A 14,382-nucleotide genomic window follows, 5' to 3' on the forward strand; every position below is an offset into this window, starting at 1 on the left:
CTTTGTCACTTAGACAAGCGCCTTCGCTTTTTCAATCGCATCTTCGATCGGACCGACGAGACGGAATGCTTCTTCCGTTAAGTCATCGTGTTTACCTTCGAGGATTTCTTTGAAGCCGCGGATCGTGTCCTTAACTGGGACGTACGATCCTTTTTGTCCTGTGAACTGCTCAGCTACGTGGAAGTTCTGCGACAAGAAGAACTGGATACGACGCGCACGGTGTACAGTCAATTTGTCGTCTTCTGACAACTCGTCCATACCGAGGATCGCGATGATATCTTGAAGTTCTTTATAACGCTGAAGTGTTTCCTGAACTTGACGTGCAACACCGTAGTGCTCTTCGCCGACGATTTCCGGTGAAAGGGCGCGTGATGTCGAAGCAAGTGGATCCACGGCAGGATAGATCCCCATCTCAGAGAGACGGCGCTCAAGGTTCGTCGTTGCATCTAAGTGAGCAAACGTCGTCGCAGGAGCCGGGTCAGTATAGTCATCGGCTGGTACATAAACCGCTTGGATCGATGTAACCGAACCTTTGTTTGTTGATGTGATTCGCTCTTGAAGCATACCCATCTCTGTTGCGAGTGTTGGCTGGTAACCAACGGCAGATGGCATACGACCGAGAAGGGCCGATACCTCAGAACCTGCTTGTGTATAACGGAAGATGTTATCAACGAAGAGAAGAACGTCTTGTCCTTGCTCATCACGGAAGTATTCTGCCATTGTCAAACCAGTCAAGGCAACACGAAGACGTGCACCCGGTGGTTCGTTCATCTGACCGAAGACCATCGCTGTTTGTTTGATAACGCCTGAATCCGTCATCTCGTGGAACAAGTCGTTTCCTTCACGCGTCCGCTCACCAACACCTGCGAATACCGAGATACCGCTGTGCTCTTGCGCGATGTTGTTGATCAATTCCTGGATGAGGACGGTCTTACCTACACCGGCACCACCGAAGAGACCGATCTTACCACCCTTGATGTAAGGAGCGAGCAAGTCGACGACTTTAATTCCAGTCTCGAGGATTTCAACTTTCGTTGAAAGGTTATCGAAAGTCGGTGCTTTTTTGTGGATCGGAAGACGTTCCACGTCAGCAGCGATTTCTTTTTCATCAATTGGGTTACCGAGTACGTTGAAGACGCGACCAAGTGTCGCTTCTCCGACGGGTACCGAGATTGGAGCATTCGTATCGATTACTTCAATTCCACGGCGTACTCCATCCGTTGAGTCCATCGCAATGGTACGGACGACGTCGTCACCAAGGTGCAGGGCGACCTCAAGCGTCAAGTCGATAGCCACTTCTTCTACAGTTTGCGGCGTATATTGGATACGGAGCGCGTTGTAGATGTTCGGTAAGTGTCCTTCGAACTTAACGTCGATGACAGGTCCCATGACCGCGACGACGCGGCCTTTTAAACCGAGTTCGTTCATCGTGTTTCCTCCTACCTATCGTTACGCCAGTCGGGATTACTGCTGCGCAGCAGCCCCACTGACGATCTCTGTGATTTCTTGCGTGATTGCAGCTTGTCGAGCTCGGTTGTAGACGAGAGTCAATCGACCGATCAAGTCATCTGCGTTATCTGTCGCACTTTGCATTGCTGTCATACGTGACGCATGTTCTGCTACTTTCGCGTCAAGAAGCGCACCGAAGATCAAGCTCTCCGCATAACGCGGGAGGAGTTCAGCAAGGATTTGTTCCTCGCTTGGCTCGTACTCATAAGTCGTCGAAGACGAAGCTTCGATTTCTCCGAGTGGGAGAAGCGTTTCGACTTTCACTTCTTGGCTGATGACAGATAAGAAGTGGTTGTAGCACAGCTTGAGCTCGTCGATTTCGCCGAGCGTGAACGCACTCACTGTGCGCTTCACGATTTCAGCGACGTCGACATACGAAGGAGAATCGTTCAAGCCTGTGATCGCATCCGTGACCGTAATTCCGCGTGAACGGAAGAACTGGACACCGACTTTACCGACCACGAAGAGAACGTAACTGTCCGCAGTATGCTTTTCTTTGATTTCCCGGTAGACTTCACGCAGCACGTTGGCGTTATATGCACCAGCTAAGCCGCGATCCGATGTGATGACGATGTAGCCCGTCTTTTGGACGGGACGTTTCTCGAGCATCGGATGGCTCGCACCTGTCGTGCCATTCGCAATGGTTCCGAGTACCTCTTGCATTTTCAGCATGTAAGGTTGGAACTTCGCGCTATGTGCTTGAGCGCGGTTCAGTTTCGACGCCGAAACCATGTTCATCGCTTTCGTGATCTGTTTCGTACTTTTCGTCGAGTTGATCCGCGTTTGTATCTCGCGCAACGATGCCATTTCGATTCACCACCTTGTTAGTATCAAGAGCGTTCCGCCGGATTAGACCGTCGCTTGGAACGTTTTCTTAAATTCTGAGATTGCTGCTACGATCTCTTCGTCTGCTGGAAGGTTACCTGTCTTACGGATCTCATCGCAAAGTTGTTTGCGGTTTTGATCGAGCCAGAGGTTGAGTTCCTTTTCAAAACGACGAATATCCGTTACAGCAACATCATCAAGGTGACCACGAGTCAAGGCATAGATGATGATGACTTGCTTATCGACAGTAAGTGGTTGGTTCAAGTCTTGTTTCAAGACTTCAACTGTCCGCTCACCACGGTTAAGCTTCGATTGAGTCGCTTTATCAAGGTCAGATCCGAACTGAGCGAATGCTTCAAGCTCACGGTAAGATGCGAGGTCAAGACGGAGCGTACCCGCTACCTTCTTCATCGCTTTTACTTGAGCCGAACCACCTACACGCGATACCGAGAGACCCGGGTTGATCGCGGGACGGACACCTGAGAAGAAGAGATCCGATTGAAGGAAGATTTGACCATCCGTGATCGAGATAACGTTCGTCGGGATGTAAGCTGAGATATCCGACGCTTGTGTTTCGATGAACGGAAGGGCAGTCAAGCTACCTGCGCCAAGCTCGTCGTTCAACTTCGCCGCACGCTCAAGAAGGCGTGAGTGGAGGTAGAAGACATCCCCTGGGTAAGCTTCGCGGCCTGGTGGGCGTTTCAAGAGAAGTGAAAGCTCACGGTAAGCAGCTGCTTGTTTTGAAAGATCATCATAGATGACAAGAACGTGTTTGCCTTGGTCCATGAAGTGTTCACCCATCGCGACACCTGCGAATGGTGCGAGGTAAAGAAGTGGAGCTGGCTGTGAAGCCGCTGCCGAAACGACGATCGTGTAATCGAGAGCACCGTTTTTACGGAGCGTCTCGACGACGCCACGGACTGTTGATTCTTTTTGTCCGATTGCGACGTAGATACAGATCATGTTTTCTTCTTTTTGGTTGATGATCGTATCGATTGCGATCGACGTTTTACCCGTCTGACGGTCACCGATGATCAACTCACGCTGTCCACGACCGATTGGAACGAGGGCATCGATCGCCTTGATTCCCGTCTGAAGTGGTTCGTGTACCGATTTACGCGCCATGACGCCAGACGCCTTACGCTCGATCGGGTTGTAGTGTTCTGTTTCGATTGGACCAAGACCATCGATTGGCATACCGAGTGGGTTAACGACACGTCCGAGGAGTGCGTCTCCAGTTGGTACTTCCATGATGCGGCCCGTACGGCGAACAGAGTCGCCTTCTTTGATTTCAAGGTAGTCACCGAGGATGATGATACCGACGTTGCCTTCTTCTAAGTTTTGCGCCAAGCCCATTGTGCCGTTAGCGAATTCTACGAGCTCTCCCGACATGACGTTGTCGAGTCCGTGTGCACGAGCGATACCATCACCGATTTGGATGACCGTACCTGTCTCGTTCACTTCCATCGTAGAACCGTACTGCGCGATACGCGCTTTAAGCAGGGCGCTGATTTCTTCAGCTCTAATGCTCATGCGTTTCACCCCTATTTTCTTACGCTTTTAACAGCTCACGCTCAAGGCGCGTTAGTTTAGTTTCGATCGTTCCGTCATATGTCGTGTAACCGATTTGGACGCGAAGTCCTCCGATGACGCGCGTGTCGACGACGTTCTCGACTTCAAGCGTTTTACCTGATTTTTGGCCAAACGTCTCTTTCACTTTCGTGAGTTCCTCGTCCGACAATTTGTATGCACTCGTGACGATTGCCGTCGCGACATTGCGGTGTTCATTCAACAATGCAATGAAGTGTTCCGGTAATGTAACGATCTCTGCCGCCCGGTCGTTTTCGACCATGACAAGCAATGTGTTCAAGACGATCGTGTTGAAGCCAGTGAAGCTTGTTTGAAGAACTTGCTTGAGCTCTTCAGCAGAAATCGATGGGTTATCTAAAACCGAAGCGAGCTCTGGTGTTGCGTGGAGCACTTCGCCGAGCGTCCGCACATCAGCTTCTGCTTGCTCGAGCACATGGTGCTCAAGCGCAAGATCGAAGAGCGCTTTTGCGTAGCGTCCCGCTACGTGATCACGCATTAGTTCGTGCCCTTAGTATCAGCAAGGAATTGATCGACGAGTGCTTTTTGAGCGGCTTCGTCTGTCGCAAGCTGTGTTTTCATGACGTGGCGTGCTGCAGCGATTGCTTGAAGAGCGACATCGTTCTTCAAAGCAGCTTGTGCTTCAGCGCGTTCACGTTCGATCGCACGGCGAGCTTCTTCCTTACTCATTTCGGATTCAAGACGTGCCTGCTCCATCGCACGTGCTTGCTCTGCTTCTGCCTGACGGCGTGATGCTTCTAAAAGATCGCGTGCTTCCGTACGCGCCTTGTTTAATTCTTCGCGTTGTTGTTCTACGTAGACTTCAGCGTCTTTACGGCTCTTTTCAGCCGAGTTGATCTCGCTAGCCACATGCCCTTCCCGCGCTTTCATCATGTTGACGAGCGGGCCCCATGCGAATTTCTTCAAGAGGATGAGGAGCAAGAGGAAAACGACGATCGTGACGATCATGTTGGCTAGTAAGAGTTGGTTGCCTTCGCCGCCAGCCTCTGCCGCAAGATACGTTAGATTCATTCGATTACACTCCCCTCGTGGTTGGTTCAACTTCAATATCTACATAAGGGAGCCTAAGCTCCCGTGACGGTTCACTCAAACGTTGAACGAATAGCGCCCTATGTAGTCCGTTCTCGTTAATCGTGGATTAAGAGTTGAGAAGAAGGAAACCGACCGCTACACCGATGATTGGAAGTGCCTCAACAAGACCGATACCGATGAACATTGTTTGACGAAGTTCGTTTTTGAGTTCTGGCTGACGTGCTTGACCTAATACTGTACCGTTTACGATAAGACCGTTACCGATACCTGCGCCGAGTGCGCCGAGTCCGATGATGATCGCTGTTGCAATAAGATTCATGATAAATTGCCTCCCTAGAGTATGTTCATTGATTTGTCGTGCTGTTATCGGAAAAGCGGATGCTTTACCTTCGAATTAATGGTCGTGCGCTGCCTTATGTCCGATGTAAACCATCGTCAAGATAAGGAAGATGTACGCTTGGATACCACCGATGAAGAGTGAGAATCCTTGCCAGATCAACATCGGGATACCCGAGATGATCGCGCCGATTGGTCCGAGGAATTGGAAATCGTTCGTACCAGAGACGATACCGATCGAAAGAATGATTCCGATCATGATTTCACCAGCGAAGATGTTTCCGTAAAGACGAAGACCGAGCGTCAACGTGTTTGCAAACTCCTCGATGATGGTAATGATAAACATCGGCGTCATGAATGTTTTCGCATAAGCGCCGAAGCCTCGCATCTTCACACCGTAGTAATGACTTAAGACTACTACGAGAGATGAAAGTGCCAGTGTCACGTAAGGATCTGCAGTTGGTGAGTTGAACCAAATGTAGTGTCCAGTCACGACGTTGAATGGGAGACCCATGATGTTGGACACAAGGATGAACAGGAATAATGTCATTCCGAACGTAAGGAAGCGACCCCCTGTTTTCCAGTCCATCGTGCTGCTGATGATTCCGCGAACGAATTCAAGGAACATCTCCATCACGTTTTGAGCACCGGTTGGCTTCATCACAAGACGTCGCGTACCGGCCACGGCAATCAAGAAGACGAGAGCAGCAGCAATCAATACTGTGATCAAGTTCGTCCAGCTACCGTACAGAACGAAGTCACCCCAGAGTGGGATTTCGTAAAGTGGCATTTCGTGGTTCATTTGACTATTCACCTCTTTTCCCGCTTGAGTTCGTGAGTCAAGAACTCACAAAATTGTATGACGTGGCCGGCGAGAAGGCCTATTACCACCGCAGTTAATGACAATTCAGTTTGATATTTCAAACCGATCATCACACAAAGTACCGCGACCGCCATGCGTGAAACGGTCCCTCGAGACACTGGCTTACGCCCCGTCTCGATTACACGATACATCCGATCGACGCTGAGTCGTTGAAGCGTCAAGATCAGAAAGCTGCCAGTTCCACCAAGTGCTAGTCCATAGATGACTGGATCACTCGGGCGTCCGATGAGCAGCAGGACAGCCAGGATTCCGTAAAAGAGTCCAAACCATCGTAAGTACGCACGATACAACGCATCTTGAAGGATGATGTTCATGTCTTCTCCCCTAACAAGTGCCTGATCATGGCGATCATGCAAAGAATGCCGATGAAAATCCCGATGAACACGGCGAACGTCGCACCCATTTTTTCCCACCATTGTTGTTGTTCCCCATAGTTCCCAACCAAAAAGCCAATGACGATCGGTGCAGCCAGTGCCGTCGAAATTTGCGAGGCCATGACCATACTCTTCGCGAGCCCACTTTGGCGCACTAGAGACGACCCCCTTTTTTCCCAATTGTGAGTTCTTTTTCTTTCCCACAATTTGCGGATTTTCATACTAGTCAAGAATACAATGAAGCAGCTTTCATAGTCAAATGAATTCACAATAAAAACAGAGCCGAAAAACCTATACATATCAACGATTGATAAGGTTTTCACAGATGTCATCCGTGCAAGTCATTTCACGAAGATGTGAAGAAAATATGTAGTACTATCAACGGTTAAAGAGATTGTTCATATGGTGAACAAAACCGTTGAATAGTAACGTTATATCGTGCCCGTTCAACCGAAACAAGACCTCTAAAATTGATTTGTGTCGATTTTGTGAAAAAACATTTTTTGTTCACAATTGAAAACGCTTCCGAATCGGGACATAAAAACAGCTCTGACATCTGTTTGTAACAATACATTTCAACGATTTCCATTTTTTCAATCGTGCGGTACGTCACAGCTTGAATCGTCATCGTTTCCTTTCCAGTTTCAAGGTCATCTGGTTTTACATTTTCTAAACAAATGGGCTGATTTTAGTGGAAATGACAAAAATAATATAGCTCTTTCATGCAAGAAGCTACATATACTAGTATTTTATCTTGTTTTGAATTCCTCACGCTTCCTTCACCCGCTTTCCTCAGGCGAGACACAAGCCAGGATTCACGTTCCTCCCGGTCCGTGAATTCGGGTCTTGTTCGTCTCTGACAGCGCGACAAGTCGCGCTTTTTCCTGTAGGAGTCGGGTGATGACACGTGCTGTCCTACTTCATTGTGTGAGTAACGGTGCCGGCGCTTCCCCTTGACCAAAGTGATGCAGGATCGCTTGGACGATGCGTTCGGACGCATGACCGTCGCCATACGGGTTCGAGGCATGCGCCATTTCTTGATAAAGTGTTTCGTTCGTCAACAGTTCGGTCGCCATCTGATAGATCGTCTCTTCTTCCGTACCGGCAAGCTTCAACGTTCCGGCAGCAATCCCTTCCGGACGCTCCGTCGTATCCCGTAAAACGAGAACAGGTACACCAAGTGACGGCGCTTCTTCCTGTACGCCACCTGAATCAGTCAAGATTAAATGCGCACGGCTCGCGAAGTTGTGGAAGTCGAACACGTCGAGCGGAGCAATCAACGAAATCCGGTCATGCCCCTCAAAGACCGTCTTCGCTGCTTCTTGAACGACCGGATTGAGGTGGACCGGATAGACGACATGCGTATCCGGGAACGCATCGACGAGGCGACGAATCGCTCGGAACATCTGATGCATCTTCTCCCCTTGGTTCTCACGACGATGTGCCGTCATCAAGATCAACTTCCGGTCCCCGACCGTCTCGAGCATCGGATGGACGTAATCGGATTGGACGGTCGTCTGCAGAGCATCGATCGCCGTATTCCCCGTGATGTAGACACCAGTGTGACGATTTTCGGATGCGAGATTCGCTGCAGCTTGCGCTGTCGGAGCGAAATGTAAGTCCGCAAGCGTCGACGTCAACTGACGATTGACCTCTTCCGGGAACGGCGAGTATTTATTGTATGTCCGCAGTCCCGCCTCGACGTGACCGACCGCGATCTGATTGTAATAGGCAGCAAGGCTTCCGACAAATGTCGTCGTCGTGTCGCCATGGACGAGGACGAGATCCGGCTTGATTTCCTTCATGATCGCATCGAGTCCTTCAAGACCACGCGTCGTAATATCGACGAGTGTCTGACGTTGCTTCATGATATTCAAGTCGTGATCCGGTTCAATCTCGAACAAATCAAGCACTTGATCGAGCATTTCACGGTGCTGGGCAGTAATCGTAACATGAACATCAAAAGCAGGGTGTTGCTTCAGGGCATTGACGAGCGGTGCCATCTTGATAGCTTCCGGTCGTGTCCCGAAAATCGGCATGATTGTAATCGGCATGGTGACTTCCTCCTTTTTTCCTTTTTTCATTAAAGCATACTTCAGCAGTCTTGCGCAGTTTACGAAATAGCAACGAAAAGACCGCAGATCATCGTCTGCGGTCTTGTTGTGTATCTTACTGTTTTTACTTCGTTCCGAAGAGACGGTCTCCTGCATCACCGAGTCCTGGGACGATATATCCGTGGTCATCCAACTTCTCGTCGAGTGCCGCGAGATAGATGTCGACGTCCGGGTGTTCTTCTTGAACGCGTTTGACGCCTTCAGGTGCTGCACAGAGACATGCGAGCTTGATGCTCTTTGCCCCTTGTTTCTTCAGTGAGGAGATGGCGTCTGCCGCCGAACCACCTGTCGCAAGCATCGGGTCAACGACGACGAAATCACGTTCTGCGACGTCTGTCGGAAGCTTGAGGTAGTATTCCGTTGGCTCGAGTGTCTCCGGGTCACGGTACAAACCGATGTGACCGACTTTGACGTTCGGCATCATGCGGAGCATGCCGTCGACCATACCGAGACCGGCGCGGAGAATCGGGACGATCCCGAGTTTCTTGCCTTCGATCATCTTTTGCGTCGTCTTCGTGACCGGTGTCTCGATCGCGACATCTGTGAGTGGAAGGTCACGTGTGATTTCATATGCCATCAATGAAGCCACCTCGTCGACAAGTTCCCGGAATTGTTTCGTTCCTGTTTCGACTTTACGCATGATCGTCATCTTGTGCTGAATCAATGGGTGATCAAATACATGTACTTTACTCATTGTTTGCATCTCCTCTCCATTCTCTTTTCGCATTGTACTCTAAAAACGTACTGCTTGGGAACTGTTTTTTCGTCAGTTCCCGAGCGTACTCTTCCCTGATAGAATTGCTTTTGCGGCGTAAGACCATTCATTGTCCGGTTGTTTCGCGAGTTCTTGCAAGGTCGCACGATAATCACCTTTTTTATATTTTTGTTCATAGACCGCTTGCATCCAGAGGACGTCACTCATGTATCCGGACTTCGGGAAATCTTTCCGATAGGCAATATAATCCGCCTGTGTCGTCTGCTTGAGCTTTCCGGCAGCGATCAACTTATAGAAGCGTGCCATACCTGCTGTCTCTTTGTTCGTCAAGACGGATCCGGTCAAGACACTGTCTGCTCGTTTGTAGTCTTTCGCCTGAACAGCAGCAACCCCTTGCTCGAGCGCGTCTTTCGCAGACACTTTTGGCTCCTGCGTTTCCGTTTTTGTTTCCTTCTTCTCTGGCTTGATCGCTTTCGCCTTCTCTTGCTCACTTGCCAACTGTTCGTTTTTTTCTTTTAACTGTTCGACTTCCGTTTGCAACGCTGCGAGTTGTTGCTCGACCTCTGTTTGTTTCGTTGCGACCGGTGTTGTGGCAGGTTCGCTATCCAACTGTGTCCAGACGAGAATGAGAGAGACGACAGCAACGGCTCCACCAATCCACCACTGGTTCATTTTTCCGAGTCTCTTCCAGTCTTTCAATTGTGGATGATTCTGAACCGTCATCGGAAACGATGACAGTCGTTTCTGCACAATGCGTTTTCCGCCTGCTTTTCCTGCAATCGCCAGGCGATAACGATAGACTTCTGCTGGCATCGGTAAGGTCTTCCACTGCTCGAAACGAGCATCTGCCTGTTCATAAAATCCTGCCTGTTGCATGATGACGATTGCTTTGAAATCTTCGAGCATCCGGTGATATTCCCGGCGCTCGCAGCTTTTATGTGTAAACCATTCCGTCAATCGTTCGGTCTGGATGGCTTGTAATTCACTTTGAATCAAGGCTGTCAAATTCACATTTATTTCCACCCTTATCTTTTTTTACTATGGTTAAGTATAACAAAGATAACGCTTCCGCAAATGGTCCGTTTCCCCTATCTTGTGGACAAATCATCAAAAAAACCTTTTGCTTTTACATGCACTGACGCACGAAAGCAAAAGGAAAAGTCGTTCAGCTATGAGAATAGGATCGGGATGCTGTCGCTTCCGTGATCCGCCCATCTTCAATCTGCCAAATCCGGTCACAGACGTCAAGCATCCGTTCGTCATGCGTGATGACGATGACGGTCTTGTTCGACTCACGCGCTTGTTGTTGCAACAGTTCCATCACCCGGCGACCGTTCGGGTAATCGAGACTTGCCGTCGGTTCATCCGCAAGTACAAGGCGTGGTTCATTAACGAATGCCCGGGCAATCGCGACACGTTGTCGTTCGCCACCTGATAAGGCGTGCGGCAAATGGTCTTTCCGGTGCTCGAGTCCGAACACCGCGAGCGCCGATGTCACGTCAACGGTTCGCCCCGCTTCCTGCGCGACCAGCTCCAGTTGCTCTCCTGCTGTCAAAAATGGTACGAGATGCGATTCTTGAAAGATGAACCCGACTTCTTCGAGACGCAAACGACGACGTTCTTCGTCCGTTGCTTCACTGACGCACGTATCATCAAAGTAGACGGCACCGTTCGTTGGTGTCTGTAACAATCCAAGCAGCTGGAGTAATGTACTTTTCCCACTACCGCTCGGTCCGACGAGGGCAATCAACTCACCCGCTTCTGCCTGTAAGTTGATGTCATGCAGAACCGTCATCTCACCATAACTTTGCTCAATCTGATTTAATCGAATCATCCGTTCATTCCTCCCATCGCATCTGCCGCTTCGAGTTTCTTGACCATCCGTAACGGAACGAGCGCACCGAAGATTGCCGTTACGAGTAAAATGCCGCCGTACATCAGACTGGTCGACCATTCAAAACGGAATGGAAGATCCGCCGGTAAGAAACGACTTGTTAAATAGGTGATGGCGACGCTGACAGCAAAGGCGAGGCTCGTCAAGAGGATGACTTGTACGAGTAGACTCGCACCCATCGTCCGGGTCCGGATGCCGATTGCCTTCAAGACACCGAGCTGTTTCATCTTCTGCATCGTCAAGATATAGAAGAAGGCAGTCAGAATCAATGCCCCGATGACAACGAGTGCGACCCGCATCATCTGGAAGGAGTTTTGCTCCGCTGCATAGCCTGGTACGTTCTCAACGACTGCTTGTTTTGAGAAGACGACTTGATCCGTTTGCAACGACTGACCGATATACGCTGAGACGTATGATGCCCCCATCTTCGATTGCCATGCTTGCCAAGATTCATCCGTCATCCAGAGGACAGGTGCGTGACTATAACGTCCGTCCGTTACTGTACCGGCAATCCGGAACGTCTCTTTCGTCCGAAAATCCTTGATCGTATCGCCGACACGGGTTCCGCGTTGCTCTGCATACGCAGCATCGACGAGAACTTCACCTTTTTGCAACGATTGCAGCTGTTTTGGACCATAGTTCGTCGTCTGTGGTAACGCAAAGACCGTCACATCATCCTTCGTTCCATTCTTCTTCTCAAGCACCATGTTCTGGACACCGAGTGCTTCCGCGCCCTTTGGTGTCTCATCCGCCTGTAAGAACGAACGGGTCAGCTGCCCTTCCGCATCTTTACTCAGTGCAAACTGTTCGACCGGTAGATTACGGACGGCAGCCCCATTGTCGTAGGCCAGCCCGTCCGCAAGACCGGTGATCATCAAAATCAATAAGACGATCAACATCGTCACGATCGTCATCCAACTGAATCGTCCTTTCATCCGGACGAGTTCTTTCCACCCTAGTTTCATTGCGTGATCCCTCCTGTATGTTCGCTACAGGATTGATGATACGACTGCAATATGAACGGAACATGAACGCACGCGTCAAATGCGTAAAAAAGTCAATGTCACAGTCAGACCGGATGAATCAGACGACAAGTTCGCGTCCCCACCAAGTTGGCGCATCGTCTCTTTAACGATCGCAAGCCCGAGTCCCGTCCCGCGCGACGTTCGGGATGCATCGCCTTGATAAAAGCGTTCAAAGGCATGTTCCATCTGTTGTTCGGTCATACCTGGTCCTTCGTCCTTGATTCGGACGATGACCTGATTCACTTGTTCTTCCGCTTGAATATGAATCGTCGCTCCTTCGGCTGAGACTGAGACGGCGTTTCGAATGACATTTTGGAAGACATGTTCGAGCGCACTGGCATCTGCTTGAATCTGTAGTGCTGGCGATACACCGAGTGCGACAGCGATGCCTTGCTCATCCAGCTGAAAGGCAAGTGTTGTGAGTGTCGTCTCTAGACTCGTTCGTAGATCAAGTAATTGTCGTTTGAAGCGCCGTCCTTCATCAAGCTTCGCTAAGATCAATAATTGACGCGTCAGCTCCGACATTCGCGCTGCCTCTTGTTGAATGATCGTCCGTTTCGCTTCATCCTCGCTTGCGACATGTAATTGTCCAGCGTACCCTGAGATCGTCGTCAGCGGCGACTGAAATTCATGCGAGACGTTTGCAACGAACCGGCGTCGTTCCGTATCAGACGCTTCGACTGCCGTTGCCATCTCGTCAAAGCGTCGGGACAGTTCTCCAATCTCATCGCGTGCCTTCGTTCCGACGCGGATTCCGTAGTCACCGTCCGCCATCTGTTCCGTCGCTTTTGTCAGGCGCCGGATCGGACGCACGAGATACCGGATTGAGAAGACGAGCAAGAGAAAGCTGATCACGACAAGCAGTCCGAGGAACAGACCAACAAACAGGTGCAACTCACGGATCTGCCGACTTAAGTCCGGACGGACGAAGATCGCGTCCGTTCCTTGCGATGTTTTGACTGATGTGCCGTACGTATTGATGACCTCGTTATCGAACAGACCGAGCAGGAACAGATGGAACGGATACTCGCGCATCCCGTAATACGGGTGACCGTTCTTCACTTGCTCGATGACTTGACTCGAAAGCGTTTCATTGCGAAATGTGTTTCCGTAACGCTCGATTCCGTCATCTGTTTGTACATATAGTTGAAAGCCAGTTGCTTGTAACATCCGGTAAAACGATTCCGTCTTTCCGTCACCGTGCGTCTCGTAATAATCGATCGCTGTCTCGACCGCTTCCTCGACTTTTTGGCTATAGCTGTCCTGCCAGAACGAATAGTAGGCGATGTTACTGATTAAAAGAGCAAGCAGGGCGGACACGAGTAAGACGACACAGACGAGTCCGACAATCTTTGTATAGAGGCTCCTCATGCTTCGACCTCCAACCGGTACCCGAGTCCGCGAACGGTCTCGATCTTCACCTGATTCGTCTCCTTTAAGCGTCCACGAAGTCGTTTGATGTGAACATCAATCGTCCGATCGTCTCCCATGAAATCAAGTCCCCAGACGTGTTCGATCAATTCTTCGCGGCTGAAGACCCGTCCCGGAAAACTTGCCAGCTGATGTAATAATTCGAACTCGCGCCGCGGGAGTGTCCACTCGGTCGACTGGATCGTCACGAGCTGACTGCGTTTATCAATCGTGACATCCCCGAGATGTAGGACGGGTTGCGCCGCTTTTTGATAGCGCCGAGCCACGGCGTGAAGCCGAAACACTAATTCTTCCGGATCGAACGGCTTTGTGATGTAATCATCAGCACCTGCTGCAAAACCATCTCGCTTATCCGTTAGTTCACCGAGCGCCGTCAGCATCAAGATCGGGATGTCCCCGTTTTGCCGTAATCGCTCACACAGGACGAGACCGGTCTGCCCGGGGAGCAAGACGTCGAGCACGGCTGCTTCAAACGTCATCGTCTCGATCCAAGCGAGCGCTTCGTTTCCGTCTGCTGTCGCTCGGACGGAATGTCCATCGGCTTGTAACGTTGAACAGACGAGTGCTTGAATATGTGGATCATCTTCAACGACTAGAATATACATCGTACGCCTCCTTTTTTAGACAAACAAAAAT

General features: G+C 50.2%; 16 protein-coding genes. All 16 read right to left on the reverse strand.

Annotation, left to right across the window (positions count from 1 at the left end):
- Positions 1 to 9 precede the first annotated feature (9 nt).
- Positions 10 to 1,428, reverse strand: coding sequence for a F0F1 ATP synthase subunit beta (gene atpD / locus P401_RS0112425; protein WP_029342738.1), 1,419 nt, complete (start codon positions 1,426 to 1,428; stop codon positions 10 to 12).
- Positions 1,429 to 1,464: 36 nt separating this feature from the next.
- A complete protein-coding gene (gene atpG, locus P401_RS0112430; protein WP_029342739.1) occupies positions 1,465 to 2,316 on the reverse strand; it encodes an ATP synthase F1 subunit gamma in 852 nt (283 codons plus the stop codon).
- 42 nt (positions 2,317 to 2,358) lie between these two features.
- Positions 2,359 to 3,867: a F0F1 ATP synthase subunit alpha gene (gene atpA, locus P401_RS0112435; protein ID WP_023469496.1), complete on the reverse strand. Its 1,509-nt coding sequence runs from the start codon at positions 3,865 to 3,867 to the stop codon at positions 2,359 to 2,361.
- A gap of 19 nt (positions 3,868 to 3,886) precedes the next feature.
- Complete coding sequence (locus P401_RS0112440) at positions 3,887 to 4,420, reverse strand: F0F1 ATP synthase subunit delta (RefSeq protein WP_029342740.1); 534 nt, start codon at positions 4,418 to 4,420, stop codon at positions 3,887 to 3,889.
- Positions 4,420 to 4,953, reverse strand: a complete 534-nt coding sequence (gene atpF / locus P401_RS0112445; protein WP_029342741.1) for a F0F1 ATP synthase subunit B — start codon at positions 4,951 to 4,953, stop codon at positions 4,420 to 4,422. Before atpF ends, P401_RS0112440 begins: the two co-directional genes overlap by 1 nt.
- Before the next feature lie 127 nt (positions 4,954 to 5,080).
- A complete protein-coding gene (gene atpE, locus P401_RS0112450) occupies positions 5,081 to 5,293 on the reverse strand; it encodes a F0F1 ATP synthase subunit C (protein ID WP_023469499.1) in 213 nt (70 codons plus the stop codon).
- 75 nt (positions 5,294 to 5,368) lie between these two features.
- A complete protein-coding gene (gene atpB / locus P401_RS0112455; RefSeq protein WP_029342742.1) occupies positions 5,369 to 6,112 on the reverse strand; it encodes a F0F1 ATP synthase subunit A in 744 nt (247 codons plus the stop codon).
- Positions 6,113 to 6,120: 8 nt separating this feature from the next.
- Complete coding sequence (locus tag P401_RS0112460) at positions 6,121 to 6,507, reverse strand: ATP synthase subunit I (RefSeq protein ID WP_023469501.1); 387 nt, start codon at positions 6,505 to 6,507, stop codon at positions 6,121 to 6,123.
- On the reverse strand, positions 6,504 to 6,722 hold the full coding sequence (locus P401_RS0112465) for an AtpZ/AtpI family protein (protein ID WP_023469502.1): 219 nt from the start codon (positions 6,720 to 6,722) through the stop codon (positions 6,504 to 6,506). The genes P401_RS0112460 and P401_RS0112465 overlap by 4 nt, the downstream gene beginning before the upstream one ends.
- Before the next feature lie 765 nt (positions 6,723 to 7,487).
- Positions 7,488 to 8,621 carry a non-hydrolyzing UDP-N-acetylglucosamine 2-epimerase gene (wecB, locus tag P401_RS0112475; RefSeq protein ID WP_029342744.1) on the reverse strand — a complete coding sequence of 378 codons (1,134 nt, stop codon included), beginning with the start codon at positions 8,619 to 8,621 and terminating at the stop codon, positions 7,488 to 7,490.
- Positions 8,622 to 8,745: 124 nt separating this feature from the next.
- Positions 8,746 to 9,375, reverse strand: coding sequence for a uracil phosphoribosyltransferase (gene upp, locus P401_RS0112480; RefSeq protein WP_029342745.1), 630 nt, complete (start codon positions 9,373 to 9,375; stop codon positions 8,746 to 8,748).
- Between the two features lie 72 nt (positions 9,376 to 9,447).
- Entirely contained in the window at positions 9,448 to 10,407 is a 960-nt protein-coding gene (locus tag P401_RS0112485; RefSeq protein ID WP_029342746.1) for a plant Invertase/pectin methylesterase inhibitor family protein, read from the reverse strand.
- 154 nt (positions 10,408 to 10,561) lie between these two features.
- The gene (locus tag P401_RS0112490) at positions 10,562 to 11,230 is read right to left on the reverse strand and encodes an ABC transporter ATP-binding protein (RefSeq protein ID WP_029342747.1); all 669 of its coding nucleotides are present in this window, start codon (positions 11,228 to 11,230) and stop codon (positions 10,562 to 10,564) included.
- Complete coding sequence (locus P401_RS0112495; protein WP_029342748.1) at positions 11,227 to 12,255, reverse strand: ABC transporter permease; 1,029 nt, start codon at positions 12,253 to 12,255, stop codon at positions 11,227 to 11,229. Before P401_RS0112495 ends, P401_RS0112490 begins: the two co-directional genes overlap by 4 nt.
- Positions 12,256 to 12,330: 75 nt before the next feature.
- Positions 12,331 to 13,686 carry a HAMP domain-containing sensor histidine kinase gene (locus tag P401_RS0112500; RefSeq protein WP_029342749.1) on the reverse strand — a complete coding sequence of 452 codons (1,356 nt, stop codon included), beginning with the start codon at positions 13,684 to 13,686 and terminating at the stop codon, positions 12,331 to 12,333.
- Complete coding sequence (locus P401_RS0112505; RefSeq protein WP_029342750.1) at positions 13,683 to 14,351, reverse strand: response regulator transcription factor; 669 nt, start codon at positions 14,349 to 14,351, stop codon at positions 13,683 to 13,685. Before P401_RS0112505 ends, P401_RS0112500 begins: the two co-directional genes overlap by 4 nt.
- Positions 14,352 to 14,382: the final 31 nt, after the last annotated feature.

It is taken from the genome of Exiguobacterium acetylicum DSM 20416 (assembly GCF_000702605.1).
Taxonomy (GTDB): domain Bacteria; phylum Bacillota; class Bacilli; order Exiguobacteriales; family Exiguobacteriaceae; genus Exiguobacterium_A; species Exiguobacterium_A acetylicum.